The sequence below is a fragment of the uncultured Limimaricola sp. genome (assembly GCF_964022235.1).
Taxonomy (GTDB): Bacteria; Pseudomonadota; Alphaproteobacteria; order Rhodobacterales; family Rhodobacteraceae; genus Limimaricola.
This window is the reverse complement of sequence record NZ_CAXHZL010000007.1, coordinates 14475-37939: the sequence shown is the minus strand read 5'-3', so window position 1 is coordinate 37939 and position 23465 is coordinate 14475. Positions and strand designations below refer to the sequence as shown.

Below are 23465 nucleotides of genomic sequence, written 5' to 3'. Positions count from 1 at the left end.
TCAGGCCTCCAATGCTTCAAGGATGTCTTGCGGACGCATCGGGATGGTCCGCAGCCGCGCCCCCGTCGCGTGGAAGATTGCGTTGCCGATCGCCGGCGCCACGCCGATGACACCCGGCTCTCCGAGCCCCACCGGCATGTGGTCGTTGGTCACGAAGTCGATGTCGAGGTCCGGCACCTGGTGCATTCGCAGCGGCGTGTAGGTGTCGAGGTTGAGATCGCGCGGCAGGCCGTTCTCGATCTCGGTGCCTTCGTGAAGCGCCATCGACACGCCCCAAAGGATCGCGCCCTCGGCCTGCGCCAGCGCCCCGTCGGGATGCGCCAGCGTGCCTGCGTCAATGCTCGCCCAGATGTTCTCGACCGTCGCCTCTCCGGTTTCGGAATCGACCCGCACCTTGGCGACGGTGGCGATCCATGTGGGCATTGAGCGTTCCTGTCCGGCGGTCACCGAGATGCCCATGCCGGTGCCCTCAGGCAGGTCGCCGCGCTCGGCCCATCCAGATTTCTTGACCACGCGGTCGAGCACTTCGCGAAGGCGGGCGGCACCGCCGACCGCATGCGGCGCTTCGCCGGCGTTACGCCCCTCGGCATTGAGCAGTGAACGCCTGAATGCGGCGGGGTCCTGGCCGGTCGCGTGTGCCACCTCGTCGATATGGGTTTCCACGGCCCAGAGCGTGTAGCCCGGCGCCACCGATCGCAGGTTGCCCGGCAGGAACGTCTCATGCACCTTCTCGTTCTTGATCGTGCGCACCCGCATTGCGTCCGCCGTATACCAGTGATCGGCGCCGCTGATCGAGAACGGGTCGACCTTTCCGCCGTCCAGGCCCTCGGCCAGGAAGTTTGGAGCGATGGGGGCCGTTGACCAGCCCGCTGCACAGGCGTGGTCGTAAAGCCGCATGGCGCCGGCGGCGTCGGTGGACGACCTGACCCGATGCACCGTGGGCGAGCGCGGACAGTCGAACTGCGTGTCGTCGGGCCTCGCCATGATCATCTTGACCGGCCGGCCTATCGCCTTGGCCGTCAGCGCAGCTGGCACGAAGAAGTCGCAATAGAGGCGGCGTCCGAAACCGCCGCCAAGGTAGGAGGTCTCGAACACGAGGTTCGCCTCGCCGATCCCCAGCGCCTTGGCCACGAGCGGCAGGGTCAGGGATTGCCATTGATTGCCGCCATGAACCCGCCAGGTGTCGCCATCCTGCCAGACCAGCGCGTTGCCCGGCTCGAGCTGCATGTGCAGCACGGTGTGGGTCTTGTAGAGGCCTTCGTGAAGCGTGTCGGTGGCCTCGAACGCTGCGGAGGGGTCGCCGTGCCGCATGAAGATCGAGCCGGCGTCATCGTCCTGAACAAGCCGCTCGCCCTCGGCCAGAAGCTCGGCCTCGCTGGTTTCACGGCCCGATCCGCCTTCCCAGGTCACAGCGAGCACTTCGGCGGCCTTCGAAGCGGCCGCCCAGCTTTCTGCCACCACGACGAGCCACCCCTGGCAGGTCTCGGTCGGGTCGTCGATGACGACGGTTTGCAGATAGCCCGGCACCTCCTTCGAAACGCTGTCGTCCCAATTGGCGACGCGGCTGCCGAAGCGGACCGGCGGCATCACGGGACGCGCGTGGACCATGCCCTCGATGCTGCGGTCGATGCCGTAAACGGCGCTGCCATTGACCTTCTCGGGCACGTCCCGCGCCACGGTGTCGCGGTTGAGCAAGCGCCGCTCGGCTGCGGGCTTGAGCTCAATTTCCTCCAGTTCTTCCTTGCTGAACTGGCGGTCGACCGCTCCACGAGAGACGAGATCGCCATAGCTGACCGACTGGTCACCATGGATCACCATGCTGTCGCGTGCCGTGCATTCCTCGGCAGGCACGCCCATCTCGCGCGCTCCAGCCTCGATCAGGGCGATCCGTCCGGCGGCACCGGCGCGGCTGAAGTTGAAGAAATTGTGGTTCACCGACCAAGAGCCGCCGGTCACCATGTAACCCCACTTTGGATCGGTATCGACGTGGACGAACTCGACGTCGTCCCAGTCGGCTTCCAGCTCCTCGGCGATGATACGCGATAATGCGGTTCCGACATGCTGGCCCATCTCGGCCATGTGGATGTGTATGGTGATCTTGCCGTCACCGGCGATCGCATACCACACAGTCGGTTGGTAACCTTCGCCCAGCGTCTGACCCACGGGGGCGAGCGCCGAAGCACCGCCCGACAACATGCCCGTGGTGACCCCGGCGCCAGCCACAGCGAGAAACCAACGCCGGGTGATCGAAAGGTTCGGATGCTGGGTCATCGCTGGACCCCCTCGGATTGGGAAGCGGCGGCGATCTTGATCGCCTTGCGGATGCGGATGTAGGCCATGCAACGGCACAGGTTGCCCGACATGCTGGCGGTGATTTCCTCGTCGCTTGGATCGGGGCTTTCCAGAAGAAGCGCCGCGGCCTGCATGATCTGACCGGACTGGCAATAGCCGCATTGCGGTGCCTGCGCCTCGATCCACGCGGCCTGCACCGGATGAAGCTCGCCTTCTGCCAGGCCCTCGGAGTCGGCAAGGCCCTCGATCGTGGTAACGTATGCCCCGTCGAGCGTCGCAATCGGGGTGACGCAGGATCGCCGGGCTTGGCCGTCGACATGCACGGTGCAGGCGCCGCATTGCGCGATGCCACAGCCGAATTTGGTGCCGGTCATGCCCAGCTCGTCGCGAAGGACCCAAAGCAGAGGCGTATCGTCCGGGACGTCGACCTCCACCTCCTTGTTGTTGACAGTGAAGCTGATCAAGTCCTGCCCTCCCGGCTGCTCGCGCCATGGGCTTGGAGAGGGCCGCAGCGACGCATTGCGATAAGCTTTTGAAGATCAGACGTTCACTTAGCGCTGTAGAGCCATCAGTCGACAGGGAAGTCGCCATATGTTGCACTACTCCACCTATGGTGTAACAGAATGTAGGTGCGAGTTTGCGTGGGACGTTGACCTGCCAGGTGCGTGGTTTTCTTCCCTTCCGCGCAGGGCTGCCGAACGCATGGCCCCCAAGATCCTTTCGTCAGAGCTTTAGTAAAAAAAACGCTCAGCGGGTACGGGGCATTCGTCACAGTTTCTTTGGGTCCATGCTGGGATCCTCACCAACGGCAACTATAGGCCGGACAAGGCGGATCAGCTTATGTTGCAATTGCAATGAACTCAGTAAGCCTGTGCTCGAAGCGGACTTCTGCGACGACCTCCAAGAAGGGCAGCTTAGCGGACCTTCCGAACCTTCGCCGCACTTGCATGATCTCCGCCGCACCTGCGAGGACTTTGAGAGTGAGGGCGCAGAGCAGATATTCGCTGCGAACCCTGCCGGTGGCCGCTTCGCCGACGCTTCCTGCCGTTCGCTGCAAGCGTGTGATGCAGCCAAGAGCAATTGTGATGGACCAACCATTCTGCCCCGTGGTGCAACGAAGCTCGGCAACACCTCTCCGACTCCCATCAGGGCCGGCCTTTATGACTGCTTCCCAAAGGTTGGCGGACGGAGTAGGCATCCCAATCTTCGCAGCTTCGGGACAAAACATGGCGCAGAATGCCACCATTCACAAAGTTGAACTTTCAGTCTCCGACATGGATCGTCACTATTACGAGACCCATAAACTCACCGTTGCCAAGCACCCCTCGGAGACGGATGAACGGCTTATGGTGCGCATTGTCGCTTTTGCGCTGAATGCCCATGAGCATTTGGAAATGACAAAGGGGCTTTCGACGGATGACGAGCCCGACATCTGGCAGAAAAGCCTGAGCGGCGAGCTTGATGTGTGGGTAGCCTTGGGGCTCCCCAGCGAGAAGGTGATACGCCAATCCTGTAGCAAAGCCGCCAAGGTGATTGTCTATCCCTATGGTGGCAGGACCGCCGAGATGTGGTGGGACAAGATCAAAAACAGCACCACCCGTTTTGATAATCTTCAGGTAATTAATCTTTCCGAGACTGACACAGGCGCGCTGGCAAAACTGGCAAGCCGGACAATGAAGCTCCAGATCAATATTCAGGACGGTGATGTGATGGTCAGTGTTGATGAGAGCATCGTTTACGTTACCCCCACAAACTGGAAGAGTGCTGCGTAATTTTCTCTTGCCCGCCGCAGCACTTGACTTGTGTTGCGCAGTGGTGGCCGTCCAAGTCGGATGATCACGCCAATATCCGCTTCGGATGAGATGCGCCGCAGCGCCACTCTTCCTGACCAGTGGCAGCTTCGGGCCGAATGCGACACCTCGCAACAAGCGAGACGAAGGCATCTCCAGAGCAGATTGATCAAACGGCGCGTTCATTGCCGAAGGAGTTGCAGGACGGATCGACGTTACAAGCAAGGCGACGTTGCCAGTACCGGCACGAGCGTCCACGCCGTACCGACCAAGGCAGCCGTGGCAAGCACCATGCTGATGCCGTGGATGGCGACACTGGGGTGGGGCCATCGTGACGATCTCAGCACGGCAAGCAGCACAATCTGAAGCGCCAAGGCGACGAGCGCCGCGCCGACAAGCAGGGCCCGGCCTGGAAGCTCCGGGGCAATCGCCGCCCACCGGCTCGAGCACAGCAGGCCGTGCAGCCCGTAGACCGCGCTGAAGGCGGCAAGCCAGAGCGTCAGCGGCAGCGACAGGCGCAGGATAGCGTTCATGTCAGTACCCCCGGCAGCCCGATCGCCGCGGTCGTCAACAGGGCGAACAAAAGGGTGTAGTCGCTCCACAGGCAGGCGATGCGCCTTGCGCCAAGCGTGGTGAGCGCCGAATGGCCCGACAGGCGGCGCAGCCCCACGACCGACCATATCAATATGCTGACGAGGCAGTGCAGCAGCCCGTATCCGACGAAGACCCAGACCGTCGCGTCATAGGCATGAAGGGTGGGGTCGGGGCTCTCGGACAGCACGGGCAGCGCCGCGCTGGCAATCAGGACGAGGCCGACGAGCGCTGCTCCTTGCCCCATGAGTGTGTCGAGGCGGGGGCCGATAAGGGTCAGGCCAGCGCCGGCAAGCACGAGGACCAGCGGAAGGATGCTTGGTTCGAGATAGGCCGGGGGCGGCCAGTTCGGGGCAATGGAGAACAGGAAGGCATAGCCGAACAGCAGCGAGCCGAAGAAGGTGCCGTTGGCCAGCAACAGGAAGACCGAGCCCCACCAGCCTGGCGGGTCGGCCGCCTCGGCGGCGGTTTCGAGCGACAGCCCGCGGCCGACGGTGAGCTTCCCCTCCGGCGCACGGCGCCCGAGCCCCCGGACCCAGACCAGTGCGCAGGCGATCACGCCGAGTGCGGAGATCGGCACGAGCCAGTAGGCCTTGAGTAGCATTCCGAGGAAGAACAGCCCCGTGATCGCCGACATCAGCATCGGAAGCGCGGTGTTGCCCGGGAAGATAACGACGTAGCGGGGCTCGCCGGTGGCGATGTCGACCGAGAGCGTTTCGCGCCGGCCGCGGGCCGGGTCGCCGAGATATCCCTCACCGCGCGCCAGCCGCACCGGCAGTTCGGGGTCCTCGTAGAGCGGCTCGCGCGAGGTGACATGCGCAAGGCTCGCGAAATTGTAGGGCGCCGCCGGCGTTGGCATGGCCCAGTCGAGCGTGCCCGCGCCCCAAGGGTCGCGCGAGCCGCGGATCGCCACCACGGCGTTCACGACTACGTCGATCAGCACCAGCGCGAAGCCGATCGCCATGACGAAGCCGCTGATCGAGGCGATGATATTGATCGTCTCCCAGCCCTGGCCGCTCTCATAGGTGTCGATCCGCCGCCGCATCCCGAGAAGCCCCGCCCAATGCAGGAGCAGGAAGGTGCCGTGGAACCCCGGCACGACCAGCCAGAAGGCGGCGTGGCCGAGCTTGAAATAGGTCTTGCGGCCGGTGAAGTGCGGCATCCAGTAATAGAGCGCGGCGATCATCGGGAAGACGAAGCCGCCGACCAGCACGTAGTGCAGGTGGGCGACGATGAAGTAGGTGTCGTGTGCCTGCCAGTCGAAGGGCACGATCGCCACCATCACCCCCGTCAGACCGCCGATCACGAAGGTGGCGAAGAATGCCAGGAGCCAGAGCATCGGCAGGTGCATCGCAGGCCGGCCCTTCCACAGCGTACCGATCCAAGCGAAGATCTGCACCGCCGTCGGCACCGCCACCAGCGTCGAGGCGGCCGAGAAAAAGGCGAGCCCCATGTGCGGGATGCCCGTGGTGAACATGTGGTGCACCCAGAGCCCGAAGCTCAGCACGCCGAGGCTCACCGCCGCTGCGACGATCCAGCCGTAGCCCATGAGCGTGGTGCGCGCCATCACCGGCAGGATGGTCGAGATCGCGCCCGCCGCGGGCAGGAAGATGATGTAGACCTCCGGGTGGCCGAACAGCCAGAATAGGTGCTGCCACAAGAGCGCGTCGCCCCCTTGCGCCACCTGGAAGAAGGGCATGCCGAAGGCGCGTTCCAGCTCCAGCAGGATCGAGCCGAGGATCAGCGGCGGAAAGCCGGTCAGGATCATCACCGCCGTGACCAGCGCGTACCACGCGAAGATCGGCATCTTCGCCAGCGACATGCCCGGCGCGCGGTAGCGCAGCACGGTCACCGTGATCTCGACCGCCGCCGAGATCGCGGAGATCTCGACGAAGGTGATGCCGATCAGCCAGAAGTCCGAGTTGATCCCCGGCGCGCCGATGGTCGAGGACAGCGGCGGGTACATGAACCAGCCGCTATCCGGTGCGATCCCCGCCAGCAGCGCGAAGATCATCATCGCGCCACCGAAGACGTAGCACCAGAAGCCGTAGGCGGTGAGCCGGGGGAAGGCGAGGTCACGCGTGCCCAGCATCTTCGGCAGCAGGTAGACCGCGAGTCCCTCGAAGAAGGGGATCGCGAACAGGAACATCATGATGGTCCCGTGCATGGTAAAGATCTGATTGTAGTGGTCGGGGCCAAGAAAGGCCGAGCGCGGGCTGGCGAGCTGCGCCCGGATCAGCATCGCGAGAATGCCGCCGATGACGAAGAAGACCGTCGCCACGACGAGGAACATGCGCCCCAGATCGGTGTGGTTCACCGTGGTGAACCAGCCCTTCCAGCCCGGGTCCGAAGCCCAGATCCGCGACAGCGCGCGGTGGCGCCTGAGTGCGTTCATGGTGCTTCCTCTCGTAGGAAGGCCTGCCAGCCCGTTTCGTCGTGCGCGATCACCGTGAAGCGGTGACCGCGGTAGCCAGCCCCATTGAACTCCGATCCCAGCCCCTTGTAGCGGCCGGGCGCATCCGCCTCGATCCGCAGCACGTTGACATGCCCCGGCACGGCGTCGAGCTTGCCCGCGAGCCGTGGCACCCAGAAGCCATGCACCACGTCGGCCGTGGTGATGGCCACGTCGACCGGGCGGTCGGCCGGGATGTGCAGCACGTTGTTGGTCTCGAGCCCCGGCAGGTCGTCGTACCGGAAGCGCCAGGCCCATTGTCGCGCCTCGGCGTGAACGCGCACCAGATCGGGTGTTGCGCGCGGCAGCAGCCGCTCGCCTACGACGATGCCGTAGGCCAGCAGTGCGGCCAACACGGTCATGGGGAAGGCGAGCCCGAGCCAGACCACGAAGCGCCGTTCTTCTGCCTCGCCCGGCGGCCGCCGCCAGGCGAGTGCGATCAGCGCCGTGACGAAGAGGAAGATCGCCGTCGCGCCGGCCAGAAGCACCCACCACAGCCGAGCGATGACCGCGGCCGCCGGGCCGGCCGGATGCACCGCCGAAAGGCTTTCCTCGCAACCCGCGAGCAGCAGGGGTGTTGAGCCGACGAGACCCCAGCGCAGGAGAGACCGGGCATGGCCGAGGAAATGGTCCAGACGAAAAAGGAAGAGCTTCACGACCCGATCGTGGAGGCTGCCGGCTACGACGAGACCGAATCCATCGTCGGCATCTGGGGGCATCCGCTGCACGCGATGAGCGTGGCCTTCCCGGTGGCGCTGACCTTCTGCACCTTTGGGGCGGACGTGCTCTACTGGTGGTCGGGCGAGCTGTTCTGGGCGCGTGCCGCGATCTGGGCAGCGGGCACGGCCTTTCTGTTCGGTCTCGCCGCCGGCGCCACCGGCACGGCCGAGCTTCTTATGGTACCGGGCATCCGCATCCGTGCTCCAGCTTGGTCGCATTTCGTGATCGCGGTGCTGCTGCTGTCGATCCTCGGCGCGAACTGGGGTTACCGGTTGCAGGGTTACGAGGCGGCGGTGCTGCCTTACGGCATCCTGATCTCGGGCTTCAGCGTGATCGTGGTGATGGTGACGGGATGGCATGGCGGCAAGCTCGTTTTCGATTATCGTCTGGGTACGTCGAAAGGCAGCTGACGCCCGAGCGGCTCGGAGAGCCAGCCCGGCACCGGGATCTCGCCCAGCTCGGGCTTGGCCAGAACCAGCGTCAGGATGCCAAGAACCGGCAGGAGCAGGAGCAGGAGCGGCAGGAGGGGTTGCGGCGCGCGGTGCGCACCGGCCCGCTCGGCCACCGCGACCAGCACGTAGCCGACCCAGACATGGAAGCTCACCAGCGCAGCCACGAAGACCAGCTTGGCGAACATCCATGTCACGTAGACCTCGCGCAGGAAGATCAGTCCCGTGCCGGAGGCGATGGCGATCACCGCGGCCGGGGTGATGAAGAAGGTATAGGCGTAATGTGTGGCCCGACGGATGCGCTCGTAGTCGCTTTGGCCAATCGCTGGATCGTGCCGCGCCAGCATCAGAGGCAGAGCGAAGAGGCCGCCGCACCACAGGATCAGCATGCCCACATGCAGCGCCTTGAGGTGCGGGACGAGACCGTAGAGCCAACTCACGCGGTGCTCCGACCGTTCGAGGCGCGCCAGCCGCGCCGCGCCGAAAGGGCGATCATCGCGGCATAAGGCAGCATTGCCGGGACCCACATAATTAGCCCGCCGAGCTGTTGATCGGCCAGCGGCGTGAGGCCCCAGGCCAGCGGCGCCAGCCCATGCGTGGCATAGAGCGGCTCGGGCGCGAAGGTCAGCAGCGCGCCGAGTGCGCCCATCTGCATCAGTCCGGCCAGCGACCACAGCACGGCGTCGATGCCGCCGCGCGCGCTCAGTACCGACCGCCAGAACCAGACGGCGGACCCCAGCAGGGTCAGCTGCATGATCCAGTAGACTGCCACGTCGCGCAGAGCGAGGTCGTAGGCGGCCGGGAGATGCCAGGCCCAGAGCAGTGCCGTCGAGACGAGGAAGGGCAGGGCGATGCCCGAAGGTCGGCGGGCGGGCAGGGCCGCGGCCAGCAGTGGCGCCGCGACCGCGACGAGAAGCACATGATGCACCACGCGGGCCGAGAACAGGCCGACCGAGATCGCGCAGAGAGGAGAGATGAAGGCGAACGCCAGCACTCCGACGGCAGCGGGCCCCGTCCTGTCACGCCGAAGAAGTATCAGCAGGAAAAGCAGGCTGACCAGTAGCAAGGGGTCAAGATTCCAGGTTCGCAGCGCCACCTCGGGCGCAGGCGCCGCGCCACAATAGCTACCCGGCAGGATTTCGACCGGCATTGGCATCTTCCTTACCGCAGTTGCGCACAGGGCCCGTCCAGCGAACTGCATCGCCGACCTATGCGTCATGCCAGTTAGACCGGTAAGGCCGCGGTTCAACGCTATGTTTCTAACTGCGAGATGTGGAATCTCACATGCGTACCGCCCACGCCCTCACGACTTACAGCAATCACAATCCGGGCGCAGGAGGTCTCGACGGCAATCCGGGTCCATGACGGCCCCAGGAGGCGATAACGTGGACCCCAAGCTCCAACTTCGCGTGCAGCGCTATGGCTGGGACGAAGCCGCCCCGCGCTATGAGGCGGCTTGGCAGGCCCCGCTGCGCCCGGCGCATGACACGCTTCTGGCGATGGCGGAGCTGCGTCCCGGCCATCATGTGATCGAGACCGCCTGCGGCACTGGCATGGCGACCTTTCGCGCGAGTGATGCCGTGGGCGAGGACGGGCGGGTTCTGGCGACTGATCTGTCGCAACGTATGATCGACGAGATCACCCGCCGTGCCATCGAGGCAGGCCGAAGCAACATCACCGCCGCCCGCATGAGCGCCGAAGAGCTTTCGGTCGAGCCGGGTTGTTTCGACCGGGCCCTATGCGCCTTGGGCCTGATGTATGTGCCCGACCCCGCGCGGGCGCTGGCCGAGCTTTACCGCGTCCTGAAACCGGGTGGCCGCGCGACCGTCACCGTCTGGGGCGAGCGCAGGAACTGCGGTTGGGCCGAGATCTTTCCGATCGTCGACGCGCGGGTCGCCTCGGAGGTCTGTCCGCTGTTCTTTGGCACCGGTGCTCCGGGGGTCCTCAAGGGGCTCATGGAAGGCACCGGCTTTGTTTCGGTCGAGGAGCGCAGGCAAAGAGAGGTTCTGCGGTTCGCCACTGGCGAAGACATCGTTGATGCGGTGGTCCGCGCCGGTCCCGTTGCACTTGCCGTAAAGCGCTTTCCGGATGCCGTCATGGCTGACGTTCGAGACGAGTTCCTCGAATCCGTGAAGCCCTATCGATCGGCCGATGGGGTTCATCGATTGAACGGGGAGTTCGTGACGGTTTCCGGCCTTGCAGCCTCCTGACTTCGTGAGTCATTCCCCGATCATTGAAGGGCAGGGGCCTCATGGCTGCGGCATGCAACGCGCCAGGCATGGAGGTCCAAGGGAGCGCTCACTCGAGAAATGTCATGAGCGACGCTTCGAGCCGTTTGAATGTCGAAGGGGAAACCCGACACTCCGGCTTGAGCCATGTGCGGCAAGGACAGGTCAGCCAACAGCTGTCGACTTTCAGATAGTGATAGGTTCTTCGGTCGCTCGACACCGATAGGTGTCGGTTCGCTGTACAGTGATCAGAAATCTGCGGCAGTATCTGGCCGAGCGGGGCCGGAATGCCGAAGTTGGACCGCGTCTGGCTGCCCTTCTGTAGCGACCCTGTCCACCGTCCACCGTTCAGCGGAGCGCTGTGGTATTCGGACATGAATTGGATACACCGATCTGCCGAGGCGCTCTTTATCAAGAGACCATTAGGCGAAGGGGCATCCACAAACATGATTTCTGCAACAATCTCCGTGCCAGACCATCTCGGGATCGAACCAGGCCGAAAGCGAGCCGCGCTTGCGCAGCGCCGCATTGTAGTCTGACCAGTTCTTCGTGCGGTAGCGGGTCGGAGAAGGCTTCGGCATGTCCCCGAGCTAACCGTCAGGACCCGCTCAGCGAATCCCCCTTTCCGAGATGTGCAACAAGGTCCTACCAGGTCAGGAAAGTTGAGAATGGAAGCTTTCTGTCGATACATACCGTGGCTGCTCGCGGCCCTAAGCCGACCTTGAACGGGCACGTAGCGAAAGCCCGCTTTGGATCTACATTCTCGACTATGGCGGAACGCGTAGGCATCCGATATCCGAAGCGTCGCAAATTAGGACCGATCAGACTTCAAATTGAAGCACCTACGCCGGCCTATGATAGAGCCCACGATGCGAACTCGATATCCGCGTCATGTGACAGACCTTGACCCCCGCTTCCGCAGAAAGATCGGCATCAGCACAACCAGTATCAGGATGCGAGCGAAGTGATGCGCTGCGACGAAGGCCGGGTCATAGCCCAGTGCGAGGCCGATCGCTGCCATCGCTTCGACACCGCCCGGCGCATAGGCGACCCATATCTGACCAAATGGCAGGCCGGTCAGGAGATACGTCAAAAATGCGAAGCCGAGCGATAGGCTGAGTGCCGTGGCCACTACTGCCGCGCCCGCAGACGAAAGGCGCCGAAGCTGTGGGAGGCTCACCGAGGAGAGCCGCGTGCCGAGCACGGTGCCGGTGATCGCGAAGCCGATGAATATCGCCCAGTTGGGCGCGACCCCCGTGGCAAGGCCCGTCACATGCGCGCTTGCGCTGATGATCATGCCGGCCAGCAGGCAGGCCGCCGGGATGCCGCGAGAGGCACCGAGCTTGCCAAGGATCAAGGCCAGGCCGACCAGTGGAACGAGATAGACGAGCAACATGTCCTCGGCGGGGGCGATGGCCGCGTCGGGCGTGTCGAACATGATGGCAAGCGGCGGCACCAGGAGCACGAGGATCAGCAGGCGCATCAGTTGCAGCACCGTTACGGCGGTGGCATCGCCGCGCCCTTCCAGGGCGATGGCGATGGCGTTGGACATGGTGCCGGGTGAACTCGCGAGGACGGCCGTTTCACCGTCATAGCCGAACAGGCGCGACAGCAGGTGCTGCCCGGTCAGAACCGTCGCCACCAGCGCGACCGCGAGAATGGCGAGGCTGACCGACCAAGCCGGAAGCTGCGAGAGGATCTGCGCGTCGACCCCCGCCCCGAGGGAAACACCGATCAGGGCAAAGGCCAGGTCGCGCAGGCGCGGTGATACGGCCAGCCGCCTCCCCATCGCCGCCGCCGAGGCGACTGCAACGGTCGCGCCGATCAGCGAACCGGCCGGCAAGCCAAGGAGGGCGGCGATTGCCGCCCCCCCGAGGCCCAGCCCGGCCGCTGCGAGATGCGGCCGGATCGTGTCGAAGACAGACATGCGCGCCTCAGTCCTCGACGCCCACCGGTGCGCCTTCGGGACGCGGCCGGTTGCGCCGCGCCAGCCACAAGGGCAGCACCACCACCAGGGCCGCAAGCCCGTAGAGCGTCACGCTCTTCCAGTCGGCGACGAGGATGCCCCAGTCGCCGCCCGAGATCGACAGTGCCCGGCGCAGGTTGTTCTCGAACAGCCCGCCCAGCACGAAGCCGAGGATCACGGGCGCCAGCGAGAAGTCGAGCTTGCGCAGGAACCATCCGAACAGGCCAAGACCGGTGATCAGCAGCAGGTCGAACGGGTTGCCGACGATGGTATAGATGCCGATGAAGGCCAGGATCGCGATAAGTGGCGTCAGGTAGTGCTGCGGGATCGTCAGCATTCGGGCGAACAGCCCGACGAGAGGCAGGTTGATCACCAGAAGCGCCACGTTGCCCACATACATCGAGGCGATCAGTCCCCAGGCGATGTCGGGCCGCTGCGTGAACATCATCGGGCCCGGCTGGATATTGAACATTAGGAGCGCGCCCAGAAGGATCGCCGTGGTGCCGGAGCCGGGAATGCCCAGCGTCAGCATCGGCACCATCGCGCCGCCGGCAGCGGCGTTGTTGGCCGCTTCGGGAGCCGCGAGACCGCGCATGTCGCCTTTGCCGAAGGTGCCTTCGGTGTCGCAGATCCGCTTTTCGGTGCCGTAGGCCACGGCCGAGGCGACCGAGGCGCCGGTTCCCGGCAACACACCGATGAAGAAGCCGATGATCGAGCAGCGCAGGATCGTCCACTTGGTCTTCGCGATGTCGCTCATCCGCACGAAGCTGTTGTCGACCGGCAGCGCCTTGAGCTTGCCCGAGACCTGATGCTCGACCAGCGTCAGCAGCTCGGCCATGCCGAACAGGCCCACGACGACGATCAGAAAGTCGATGCCTGCGAGAATGTCGGGAATGCCGAAGGTGTAGCGCGCGATGCCGGTGTTGGCGTCTATGCCGATGGTGGCAAGCATCAGGCCGATCAACGCTCCCAGAAGCGTCTTGGTCGGGTTCTTGCCGACCAGCGAGGCCAGCGACGCGAAGGCGAAGACCATCAGCGCGACATAGTCGGCAGGCGAGAAGGTGACGGCGAACTTCGCCAGCAGCGGCGCGAAGAGCGACATCAGGATCACGGCGAAGGTGCCGCCGATGAAGCTCGCCACGGCCGAGAGCGACAGCGCGCGCCCGGCTTCGCCGTTGCGGGCCATCGGGTTGCCGTCGAGCGTGGTCATCACCGCGCCGGCGTCCCCCGGCACGTTAAGCAGGATCGACGAGATCCGGCCGCCATACTCGGCGCCGTAATAGATCCCCGCCAGCAGGATCAGCGCCGATTCCGGCGGAAAGCCGAGCCCGTAGGCGATCGGCAACAGGATCGCCACGCCGTTGATCGGGCCGATCCCCGGCAACGCGCCTATCAGTGTCCCGAAGAAACAGCCAAGCAGGACCAGCATGAGGTTGAACGGGTCGAGCGCGACGGCAAAGCCGGTCGCGAGGCCCGAAAATACGGCATCCATCAGTTTGCCCCTTCGGTTTCGGTGGTGGCAATCATCGCCTCGACGACCTCGCCGAGCGGCAGGTTCAGCCCCATCAGGCTGGCGCAGACCAGATAGCCGATGAGCCCGGCGGCAATGCCGAAGCCGACCGCGCGCAACCGCTCGGCGCCGAGCATCAACGCCATCACCGTGCCGTAGAGCGCAGTCGAAAGAACGAAGCCCAACGGCTCGTAGAGCTCGGCATAGGCGATCAGCGCCAGCACCGATGCCGCGAGCCGGAACCACACCTGCCGGGTGAGGCCGAGCGCTCCGGTATCGGGCTTCCACAGGATGCCCGCGATGCAGGCCAGCGCCACGACCGACAGGATGCGCGGCCAGCTCTCAGGGCCCAATGGGTCGTATTGAAACGGAGCGCTGATGGCGGTGAAGGCGATGGCCGCATAGGCCAAGGTCACGGCCAGAAGCACCCCGGCGAAGATGCGGTCGGCCATTGGGGCCTCCTCTTCGTTGCGGGTTGGCTGGAAAGGGTCAGGGGCCGGCGCGATGCCGGCTCCCGTTCCGGGGAGGAACTCAGTTGATCAGGCCAGCCTCGGTGGCGATGCCGCGCAGACGCGCCACACGCTCGTCGATGCTCTGTTCAAGCACTTCGCCTGCGAGATTCAGCGGCAGCAGGCCCTGGGCCTTCTGGATCTCAGCCCATTCGGGCGTCGCATAGGCAGCCTCGAAAGCGTCGACCCATTTCTGGTAATCGGCGTCGGAGACCTCGCCGCCCATGTAGAAGCCACGCATGATGGTCCATTCCAGATCGAAGCCCTGCTCGATCGCGGTCGGGATCTCGGCGAAAGGCTCGTCGAGCCGCTCGGGCGACATCACCGCGAGAATGCGCATCTGGCCGCTTTCAAGATGCGAGACCATCTCGCCGACATCGCCCATGTAGACCTCGATCGATCCGCCGAGCAGCGCCGCGATGGCATCGCCGCCGCCGTCAAAGGCGACGTAGCGCATGTCCATTGGCAAGGCGCCGGTCTCGCGCACCAGCAGCGCGCCCTTCATCCAGTCCTGCGAGCCGACCGAGCCGCCGGCGCCGACGACGACGCTCGAGGGATCGCTGCCGAGGTCTTCCATCAGCCCGGCGAGATCCTGATACTCGCTGTCGGACCGGACCACGACCGCCCCGAAGTCGGCGCCGGCGGTGCCGACCCAGCGCACGTCGTCTTCGGTGAACTCGCCATACTTGCCGGTGACAATGTTCAGCAGCGATCCGGTCGAGAAGGCGACGATGGCCGAAGCGTCGTCGGTGCGGGTGGTGTTGAACATGTTGTAGGCCACGGCGCCGATGCCACCGGGCATGAAGGTGACCTGGATCGGCGCGTCGACATGGGGATCGAGGCCTTTCTGCGCGACTCGGCAGGTAAGGTCGAAGCCGCCGCCGGGGTTGGCGGGGGCCACGCATTCGGGCTTGCGGATGTCGCTCTGGGCCAGTGCGGGCGCGGCGATGCTCATGGTCACGGCCAGCGCCGTGCCGATGCGGGCAAATCTCATTCGGTTGTCCTCCCTCGGAACCTTGTCATCGCGGGGTCCTCTTCCCCGGATGACCTCATCATGACGCCGATCGCTGAGCGGTCCCTGACGCGAAGCTGACCGGACGCTGACCTGCGCGCGCGACCGCTTCTCGCCGCGCTCCGGGACGGCTATCGTCGCGCCATGAGAATGCTTCTGGTCGAAGACAATGACGATCTGGCAGAGACGATCATGGATCGGCTCAGGGCCGAAGGGCATTCGGTCGACCGCGAAAGCGACGGTGAGGAGGCCAACGTGCTACTACGCCACGCCGGCTTCGACATCGTGCTGCTCGACGTGAACCTGCCGGGCCGCAGCGGCTACGAGGTGCTGCGCTCGCTGCGCTCACGCGGCGACACCACGCCGGTGATGATCCTGACGGCGCGCAGCCAGATCGACGACCGGGTGATCGGGCTCGATGCGGGCGCCGATGACTACATGGTCAAACCAGTCGATTTCCGAGAGCTTTCGGCTCGCTGCCGCGTGCTTGCGCGGCGTCGCGCTGGCAGCGCCAGCAACCTGTTCACCGCCGGCCCGCTGAGCTTCGACCGCGCCGCCAAGCGCGCGACGATCAACGGGCAGGACGCGCAGCTTCGGGCGCGTGAGATCCAGCTTCTTGAAATCATGATCGACAACATGGGCCGGATGCTGACCAAGGAGGATGTGGCCGACCGGCTCTATACCTTCGAGGAAACGCCGAGCCTGAACGCGATCGAGCAACTCGTGACCCGCCTGCGCCGCCGGCTTGAAGGCACGCCGCTGGTCATCAAGACCGCCCGCGGTCTCGGCTACATGGCCTACATCACCGATGACGACTGAGCCGGGCGGCCGATCGTTGCAGCGCCGCCTGCTCGCCAGCATGGCGGCGGGCTTCGCCGTGCTGTTGCTGCTGATTTCGCTGCTGCTCTGGGCCTATGCACGCGGTGCCGCGAACCGCACCTACGATCTGCTGCTCGCCGGCGCGGCGCTGGCGATCCTCGAGCGAACCTCGTTCGCCCCCGAGGGCCCGACCGTCGATCTGCCGCATTCGGCCATGGAGATCCTCGCGCTCAACCCCCACGACCGCGTCGCCTACCGGGTCTTCTCACCGCGACACGGCGAGATCACCGGCACCGAGACGCTGCCCGAGCCCGGCCGTGCGCTCGACGACCTTCCTTACTTCTATGACGCCAATTTTGGCGGGGCGTCTTTCCGTTTCGTGTCGCAGGGCCGCCGGCTGACCGCGCCGGAGGGGCGCGAATGGGTCGGGGTTCAGATCGGGCAGACCGTCGAAGCGCGCCGCGCGCAGCAATGGTCGCTGTTTCTCAACGGCATGGCCGGGCTGGCCGCCGTCTCCTTGATCGGTCTGGGCTTCGTCTGGCTGGCGATCCGCCGGTCCCTGGCGCCGCTGCGCCAGATCGAGACCGAACTGCGCCACCGCGAACCCGCCGATTTGTCGCGGGTTGAAGGCACGCCGCCGCGCGAAATCCGCGGGTTGTTCGACGCGATCAACGGCTTCATTGCCCGGCTGGGCCAGAGCCGTGCCCTGACCGAGAGCTTCATCGCCGATGTCGCGCACCAGACCCGGACATCGCTTTCAGCGCTACAAGGTCACCTGTCACTCGCAACCGACGCGCCGAACCTCGACCAGATGCGTGCGCGTGTGTCCAAGGCCGACCGGCAGGCGCAACGCACCGTGCGGCTGACCAACCAGCTTCTTGCCAACGCCATGGTCATCCACCGCTCCGACCAAGGCAGCCTCGCGCCGCTCGCCCTGCGCTCGCTGGTGCGCGACACGTTGGCCGAGCAGCTGCGCGACAGCCGGTTGCGGCACATCGCCCTGAGCTTCGAGGATGAGGGGCTCAGCGACGGCCACGACCGGATCATGGGCGACCCGGTGTCGATCCGCGAGGCGCTTCGCAACTTGATCGACAATGCGGTCCGGCATGGCCCGGCGGAAAACACGATCACGGTCGGGCTGACCGAGCACGGTGACGAAGTCTGGCTGAGTGTTGAGGATGCCGGTCAGGGGATCTCCGAGGCGGATCTGCCCCGAGCCACCCAGAGGTTCACCTCGATCTCGACCGAGACCGCCGGCTCGGGCCTGGGTCTTTCGATCGTCAGCGCCGTGGCCAAGGGCCATTCCGGTCGGCTGGAGCTTGGCCGCTCGCCGCTCGGCGGTCTGCGTGCCGCGATCGTATTTCCGCGCCTGATCGCGCTACTGCTTTGCCTCCTTGGGATCTCGCTCGCTCCGCCAGCCGCGCGCGCTGAAACCCTGAGCATTTTCAGCGCCACGGACGGCCCAGCCATGGCGCCGCTGATCGCGGCTTTCGAAGAGCGCAATCCGGGCGTCCGGGTGAACTACAGCGAGTTCCAGACCGTGGGGCTGCACCGTGCGCTCCTCGATATATCGCCCGGACTGGTACCTGACCTGGTGGTATCTTCGGCCATGGATTTACAGGTAGATCTGGTCAATCGTGGGCTGGCACGCCAGCTCGACATCCCTGACGAACTGCGCCCGCCCGACTGGGCGACATGGCGCTCCGAGCTTTTCGGCTTCACCTTCGAGCCCGCCGCCATCGCCTATGATCGACGCCTGTTCGACGAGGAGGATTTGCCGCGCAGCCATCGCGACCTCGCCAGCTTCGTGCGCGATAATGAGACCAAACTTGCGGGGCGGATAGGCGGCTATGACCTGCGCGGCTCGGGGATCGGCTACCTCTTTGCCACGCAGGATTCGATCCAAGGCCCGCAGGCCCAGCGTCTTACCGAAGCATTCGGGCGGGCCGGCATGCGCCGCTATTGCTGCACGTCGCAGATGGTCGCCGCCACGGCCTCGGGTGAGATCGCGCTGGCATTCAATGCAATCGGCTCCTACGCTGCGGCCTTCGCCTCAGATACGCCGGAGGTGGGTCTGCACTTCCTTGACGATTACAACCTTGTCATGACCCGAACTGGCTTCGTTCCAAAGGCCGCCACCCGCCCTGATCTGGGCGCGCGCTTTCTGCTCTTCATGCTGTCTGATGACGGCCAGCGCCTCCTTACGGAAAGCACACCCCTCATCCCGATCCGTCCGCCCGGGGAGGCGACGGCCCTCATCCTGCAAAAGATCGACAGCCAGCGGAGCAGTTTTCTCCCGATCCGGCTCGGGCCTGGGCTGTTGACCTACCTCGACGAGCTGAAGCGCGAGCAGTTCCTCTCTGGCTGGGAGGCTTCGCTTGGAAAACAATGAAAGGAAACTTTCTCACGATCCGGCATAGGCTGTAGCCGCCGGCCCTTTCGAAAACCAAGTTGAAAGCCTACTCCGGACAGCCACAGTCGGTGGCGCGGTTGTCCGAAAGACACGCGTATTCGCCACTATCAATGCCTCATGTTCGATAGCGGACTTTCTTGGAAGCCGCAGCGAATGACCGCTTCCCGCCCTTCCTAACCTCGAGCACTCCCGGCCCATAGTTGCCCCTCGGCTAGGTTGCATCGAACGTCGGCTTACTGAAATGACAGACCTGTTGCGCGGCAGGTCTACCGCCTTATGAGTCACACGTTATATAGGGCGATGCTCCCGGGTTCGGGTCAGTTCTGCGCTTTGAAGGGTCATCATGCTCGACGCTCCCATCCTGTCCGGCAGGGCCATCCTGCACGCGATCCCGGTGCCGGCGATCATCATGTCGACTGATCTTCTGATCATCGACGTCAACGCGCCCTTTGAGGAAGCCGTTGCGCGACGCAGGGCCACGCTGCTCGACCGGCCCTTGTTCGACGAGTTCCCCCCGCGTCCCGACACGCCGAACCTTGAGGCGACGATCCGCGCCTCGGTTGCGCGCGCGGTCGACACGCGACAGACCGACGCGCTGGAGCCGGGCCGGCACGACATCGTCATGCCCGATGGCGGCTTCGAGACCCGCTACTGGCGGCTGTCGCATTCCCCGGTGACCGAGAACGGCGAGGTCACCTGCATCCTTCAGCTGGTCGAGGACGTGACGGCAGAGGTGACGCAGCAGTTGCTGCTCGAGGCACGGGAGCGCACGGCCGCCGAGGGGGCGTCCCTTTCCTTCTGGGACCTTAATCTCGTCACGGGCAAGCTGATCCGCTCCGCCGGCGTCGATTCGATGCACGGGTTCGCGCCAGACGAGGCCGGCGACGAGATCGAGCCGTTCTTCGAGCGCGTTCATCCCGAGGATCGTGAGCGCGTGCGCATGGAGCTTTTCTCGGCCGCCGAGCGTGGGCCCGGGCCGACAATCCTCGAGCATCGGCTCCTGCTGCCCGACGGCAGCGTCCGCTGGATCTCGGCGCGGGGTGAGATCTTGCTCGGCCCCGTGAACGGCGAGCCGCATCTCGTAGGCATGGTCGTCGACATCACCGAGTTCCGGCAGAACGAAGAGCAGCTGAAAGCCGCGCTCGCCAACCAGAAAATGCTGCTCGACGAGGTCAATCACCGGGTCAAGAACTCGCTCCAGATGGTGGCGAGCCTGCTCAGCCTCGAGAGCGGGCGGGCCTCGCCCGAGACCCGCGAGAAGCTGCTCTCGGCCAGTACCCGGGTCAATGCGATCGCCACCATCCACGCCAGCCTTTACCAAGATGGCGATGTGACCAGCGTGGCCGTCGACCAGCAGCTGCGTGATCTTTGCGACCACGTCGCCGCCTCGTCTGGCTGCGACGTTCGGGGCATTTCAATCGACCTCGACGTGACGCCGATCCGGCTGTGCCCGAACAAGGCCATCAGCCTCTCGATCATCGTTAACGAGCTGATCACCAATGCCCTGAAGCACGCCTTTCATGGGCGGGAGGAAGGACGCGTGCGCGTGCGCCTCGCGCGCGACGCCAAGGCGGGCGAGCTGGTGCTGACGGTCATCGACGACGGCACCGGCTCGTCCGAGGCAGTCGAAGGCCAAGCGTCGCGCGGCTCGGGCCTTGGTCAGCGGCTGATCCAGATGTCCGCTCGCCAGATCGGTGGCCGGATCGAGCAGCCGTGTTCGTCGGAAGGGTGGTGCACCATCCTCCGGTTCCCGGTTTCGGTCTAAGCCCGGTATGCGCATTCTTATCGTCGAAGACGAGGTTTTCATCGCGCTCGACCTCGAAATGCAGCTCATGGACATGGGATACGAGGTCGTAGGCATCGCAGGGACGAAGGTGACGGCGATCGAGATGGCCTGCGCATATGTGCCGGATCTGGCCCTCGTGGACCTGCACCTGGCAGGCCCATCAAGCGGCGCGGAGGCTGCGGCTTTCATGCGGGCCGAGCTGGGCGTTCCTTCGATCATCGTCAGCGGCAGCCTGCACGAGTTGACGGAGGCAGACATCGCTGCCACCGCTCCGGTCGCTCTGCTTGGCAAGCCATTCAGCCCGGTGAAACTGCATGCTGTGATACGCGATGTGGACGCGGCCCGCGATCGATAACGGGCAGGGACAAGCCAAACCCATACAGTTCGTCTCGACTTAGCCTCATTTGGCGGATAGTTGTCCTACTTTGAGAATTGGAGGGGCTGGATGAAGCACTTGGAGTCCCTCTTTGACCGCGCGCTCGATGCCGTGGTGGGAATGGACGAAGCAGGGTTGGTCGTCGCCTGGAACGGCGCGGCCGAGGAAATGTTCGGCTGGCCTCGCGCAGACGCGATGGGGTCTTCCATGGGGGATCTTATCGTGCCCCCTCAGCATCGCGAAGGCCATGCGCGCGGCTTGGAGCATTACAATCGCACGGGTGAGGGGCCGGTTCTCGAACAACGGGTCCGTATCACCGCCCTGCACCGTGACGGTGCCGAGTTTCCCATCGAACTGTCGATCTTTCCCATGCCAGGCGGTGGCGGCGAGCGGATCTTCTACGCCTTCATCCGGAGCATGGCCGCAGAGGAAGCTGCCCGGCGCGCACAAGACTTGCGGGCCCGCGAAGGAGAGGCGCTACTCGCCGTCGCGCAAAAGCTTCTGGAAGACGTTTCGCTCGACGAATTCACTCAGTTCTGTCTCGACAGTGTCTGTGCCGTATCCGGCATGGAGGCAGGCCATTTCCATGTCGTGCGCGGGCGAGGCCCCCATGCGCGCCTGCACCCTACCGGCATCTGGCACTTGGCGGACCCGCGTTTCCAACCGGTGGTCGAGGCCACGAGGGTGGTTCGGTTCGGCCTCGGAGAGGGCCTGCCGGGACGCGCTTGGCAATCGGGACAGCTGCAAGCACTTTTCGACCTTCCCGCGTCCTGCCAGTTCGTTCGCCGCAGCGCATTCGAAGAGGTCGGGTTGACCCGCGCAGTTGCCTTGCCGGTGCGGCAAGGCGGAGAAATACATGGTGTGCTCGAGTTCTTCGGAACCCTCCACGCGCGGCTGGATGAGGAGGTTCTGCGGATGCTCCAGACAGTCGGAAGCCAGATCGGCGTCGCGCTTCACCGCAAGGAACATGCGGAGCACCGCGAGACGCTGCGCCGCGAGATGAGCCACCGGGTGGGCAACAGCCTCTCGGTGCTGGCCTCGATCTACCGCAGCTGTTCCCGGGAGGCCCGGACCAAGGATGAGCTGGACGAGGCCTTCCTGGGGCGCCTCGTGGCCGTGGGCCAGGCCAACCGCATGGCTGTTGAGGACGCCAGCGAGAGCGTGGCTTTACCGGCGCTGATCAAGGAAGCGATCAGCATTCTCCCTGAACGAGACAGGATCTCTATCGAGGCACCTGACATGGCGGTCGACAGGGACAGCGTCATGCCGTTGGCACTGGTCCTGAATGAACTTGCCACCAACGCGCTGAAACATGGCAGCTCCTGCGAGGACAGCCGTCTCGCCGTCAGGGCCCGGTTCGATGGGTCACACGAGAACCTGGTTCTGGAATGGCGCGAACATCGGGCTGTCCCGCTGGCTGCCCCGCCGCCGACGCCCGAGCGTGTCGGATTCGGCACGAAGCTCATGCAGCACATGGTCGAGGGACGGTTGGGAGGCATCTTTGAACGGTGCCTCGATGAGGCCGGTTTCCGGGTGATGCTAATGCTGCCGCGAGAGCGCCTGGAGGCCCAGACTGAACTGGCCCCAGCTACCATCCAGTCGGGTGCAGCGGGCAGTTGATCCCTTCTGAGTTTCGATCGGAAGAAAGAGCGGGCTTTCGCGTCGTGGGTAGCAAAGGCCTGCTTCCCGGCCTTCCCTGCCTTGGCGCTCAAAGCTCAAAGCGACCGTTAGTCGCTCTTGGCTTTCAGGTCTGCTTCCCATTCGAATTGCCGAACCAACACCGACAGCAACAGCCCGTTGGGCTTGAGGGCGCGGCGCGTCTCATGGAAAGCGCTCTCACAGTTCCCTGCGAGAGCGCGTGCATGGTTCGCTGGCCACCGATATCTATCAGGCCTTGGCGGTCGTTTTCCGCGTCTTCGCGGCATTGATTTCGCCAACTGCGAGTGCGGTCAGCTTGGCATTCGTTGCCTTTTCCTGGTCGAGGATCTGCGTCAGAAGATCATGGGCCTCGTCCTGCCCGAGCTGCCGCGCCCATTCGCGTAGCGTGCCGTAGCGGGCGATCTCGTAGTGCTCGACGGCCTGAGCCGCACCGATAAGCATCGCATCGAGGGCATTGCCCTCGGCCTCCTCGATGATGCCCTCGGCCTCCTTGATCAGCCCTTCGATGGCATCGCACTTTTCGCCCTCGGCCTTCTTGCCGATGGCCTTGAAGACCTGATCGAGCAGTTTGATCTGCTCCTTGGTCTCGGTCAGGTGCGCCTTCAGGGCCTCCTGAAGATGGGCATCGCCTGCGGCCTTGGCCATTTTCGGCAGCGCCTTCGTCAGTGCATTCTCGGCGTAATAGATGTCTTGGAGCGTATGCTCGAAAGCGTCGTTCAGCGTCTTCATGATGAGCCTCATCACTGGCGGGCACCATGCCCGCGATGCCCAGAAACGAGCAGCTGCGCCCCTACGTTCCCTGCGTCCAAGACCAGAAGCGGCAATCAGCGCAATCATGGATGGGCGAGCCCGGTCCGCTATATGGTTCATCGACTGCGCAGCCATGGGAGGAC

Annotated in this window: 20 protein-coding genes and 1 pseudogene; 8 read left to right on the top strand and 13 right to left on the bottom strand. The window is 64.7% G+C overall.

The annotated features are described in order from the left end of the window. Both AADJ02_RS10430 and AADJ02_RS10425 read right to left on the bottom strand, forming a co-directional pair. A complete protein-coding gene (locus tag AADJ02_RS10430) occupies positions 1-2271 on the bottom strand; it encodes a molybdopterin cofactor-binding domain-containing protein (protein WP_341212945.1) in 2271 nt (756 codons plus the stop codon). Then, complete coding sequence (locus AADJ02_RS10425) at positions 2268-2756, bottom strand: (2Fe-2S)-binding protein (RefSeq protein WP_341212944.1); 489 nt, start codon at positions 2754-2756, stop codon at positions 2268-2270. The genes AADJ02_RS10430 and AADJ02_RS10425 overlap by 4 nt, the downstream gene beginning before the upstream one ends. Positions 2757-3518: 762 nt before the next feature. Between AADJ02_RS10425 and AADJ02_RS10420 the strand changes: the two genes are divergently transcribed. Continuing rightward, positions 3519-4064, top strand: coding sequence for a YaeQ family protein (locus AADJ02_RS10420; protein ID WP_341212943.1), 546 nt, complete (start codon positions 3519-3521; stop codon positions 4062-4064). Between the two features lie 233 nt (positions 4065-4297). On the opposite strand, the gene AADJ02_RS10415 is transcribed toward AADJ02_RS10420, so the two are convergent. Genes AADJ02_RS10415 through AADJ02_RS10405 form a run of 3 tightly spaced genes read right to left on the bottom strand, consistent with a single transcriptional unit; the run spans position 4298 to position 7781 of the window. Beyond that, a complete protein-coding gene (locus AADJ02_RS10415) occupies positions 4298-4615 on the bottom strand; it encodes a hypothetical protein (protein WP_341212942.1) in 318 nt (105 codons plus the stop codon). Then, a complete protein-coding gene (gene ctaD / locus AADJ02_RS10410; RefSeq protein WP_341212941.1) occupies positions 4612-7068 on the bottom strand; it encodes a cytochrome c oxidase subunit I in 2457 nt (818 codons plus the stop codon). The genes AADJ02_RS10415 and ctaD overlap by 4 nt, the downstream gene beginning before the upstream one ends. Further along, positions 7065-7781 carry a cytochrome B gene (locus AADJ02_RS10405; protein WP_341212940.1) on the bottom strand — a complete coding sequence of 239 codons (717 nt, stop codon included), beginning with the start codon at positions 7779-7781 and terminating at the stop codon, positions 7065-7067. Before AADJ02_RS10405 ends, ctaD begins: the two co-directional genes overlap by 4 nt. On the opposite strand from AADJ02_RS10405, the gene AADJ02_RS10400 reads away from it, so the two are divergent. Further along, a complete protein-coding gene (locus AADJ02_RS10400) occupies positions 7740-8255 on the top strand; it encodes a DUF2231 domain-containing protein (RefSeq protein ID WP_341212939.1) in 516 nt (171 codons plus the stop codon). The genes AADJ02_RS10405 and AADJ02_RS10400 overlap by 42 nt on opposite strands. Here AADJ02_RS10400 and AADJ02_RS10395 read toward each other — a convergent pair. Next, complete coding sequence (locus AADJ02_RS10395) at positions 8225-8734, bottom strand: CopD family protein (protein WP_341212938.1); 510 nt, start codon at positions 8732-8734, stop codon at positions 8225-8227. The genes AADJ02_RS10400 and AADJ02_RS10395 overlap by 31 nt on opposite strands. Beyond that, entirely contained in the window at positions 8731-9444 is a 714-nt protein-coding gene (locus AADJ02_RS10390) for a cytochrome c oxidase assembly protein (protein ID WP_341212937.1), read from the bottom strand. The genes AADJ02_RS10395 and AADJ02_RS10390 overlap by 4 nt, the downstream gene beginning before the upstream one ends. Positions 9445-9679: 235 nt before the next feature. Here AADJ02_RS10390 and AADJ02_RS10385 point away from each other — a divergent pair, with 235 nt between their 5' ends. Further along, complete coding sequence (locus tag AADJ02_RS10385; RefSeq protein WP_341212936.1) at positions 9680-10504, top strand: class I SAM-dependent methyltransferase; 825 nt, start codon at positions 9680-9682, stop codon at positions 10502-10504. Positions 10505-10989: 485 nt separating this feature from the next. On the opposite strand, the pseudogene AADJ02_RS10380 reads toward AADJ02_RS10385, so the two are convergent. From AADJ02_RS10380 to AADJ02_RS10360, 5 genes and pseudogenes are all read right to left on the bottom strand, one after another. Further along, positions 10990-11103 (bottom strand): annotated as a pseudogene (locus AADJ02_RS10380) (IS5/IS1182 family transposase); the annotation flags it as partial. A gap of 308 nt (positions 11104-11411) precedes the next feature. Further along, positions 11412-12449, bottom strand: a complete 1038-nt coding sequence (locus AADJ02_RS10375) for an AbrB family transcriptional regulator (RefSeq protein ID WP_341212935.1) — start codon at positions 12447-12449, stop codon at positions 11412-11414. Positions 12450-12456: 7 nt separating this feature from the next. Then, a complete protein-coding gene (locus AADJ02_RS10370; RefSeq protein ID WP_341212934.1) occupies positions 12457-13980 on the bottom strand; it encodes a tripartite tricarboxylate transporter permease in 1524 nt (507 codons plus the stop codon). After that, positions 13980-14450 (bottom strand): tripartite tricarboxylate transporter TctB family protein, encoded by a 471-nt coding sequence (locus tag AADJ02_RS10365; protein WP_341212933.1) that lies wholly within the window; start codon positions 14448-14450, stop codon positions 13980-13982. Before AADJ02_RS10365 ends, AADJ02_RS10370 begins: the two co-directional genes overlap by 1 nt. Before the next feature lie 79 nt (positions 14451-14529). Next, entirely contained in the window at positions 14530-15501 is a 972-nt protein-coding gene (locus AADJ02_RS10360) for a tripartite tricarboxylate transporter substrate-binding protein (RefSeq protein ID WP_341212932.1), read from the bottom strand. Positions 15502-15663: 162 nt separating this feature from the next. Here AADJ02_RS10360 and AADJ02_RS10355 point away from each other — a divergent pair, with 162 nt between their 5' ends. The 5 genes from AADJ02_RS10355 to AADJ02_RS10335 all read left to right on the top strand — a co-directional run bounded on the left by AADJ02_RS10355 (position 15664) and on the right by AADJ02_RS10335 (position 22533). Next, positions 15664-16338 (top strand): response regulator transcription factor, encoded by a 675-nt coding sequence (locus AADJ02_RS10355; RefSeq protein ID WP_341212931.1) that lies wholly within the window; start codon positions 15664-15666, stop codon positions 16336-16338. Continuing rightward, positions 16328-18730, top strand: coding sequence for an extracellular solute-binding protein (locus AADJ02_RS10350; protein WP_341212930.1), 2403 nt, complete (start codon positions 16328-16330; stop codon positions 18728-18730). The genes AADJ02_RS10355 and AADJ02_RS10350 overlap by 11 nt, the downstream gene beginning before the upstream one ends. Before the next feature lie 364 nt (positions 18731-19094). Continuing rightward, the gene (locus tag AADJ02_RS10345; protein WP_341212929.1) at positions 19095-20516 is read left to right on the top strand and encodes a histidine kinase dimerization/phosphoacceptor domain -containing protein; all 1422 of its coding nucleotides are present in this window, start codon (positions 19095-19097) and stop codon (positions 20514-20516) included. A gap of 7 nt (positions 20517-20523) precedes the next feature. Continuing rightward, the gene (locus tag AADJ02_RS10340) at positions 20524-20892 is read left to right on the top strand and encodes a response regulator (RefSeq protein ID WP_341212928.1); all 369 of its coding nucleotides are present in this window, start codon (positions 20524-20526) and stop codon (positions 20890-20892) included. A 90-nt stretch (positions 20893-20982) separates the two neighbouring features. Beyond that, positions 20983-22533 carry a GAF domain-containing protein gene (locus AADJ02_RS10335; RefSeq protein WP_341212927.1) on the top strand — a complete coding sequence of 517 codons (1551 nt, stop codon included), beginning with the start codon at positions 20983-20985 and terminating at the stop codon, positions 22531-22533. A gap of 267 nt (positions 22534-22800) precedes the next feature. Here AADJ02_RS10335 and AADJ02_RS10330 read toward each other — a convergent pair whose 3' ends face one another. Continuing rightward, positions 22801-23409: a ferritin-like domain-containing protein gene (locus tag AADJ02_RS10330; RefSeq protein WP_341212926.1), complete on the bottom strand. Its 609-nt coding sequence runs from the start codon at positions 23407-23409 to the stop codon at positions 22801-22803. Positions 23410-23465 lie beyond the last annotated feature (56 nt).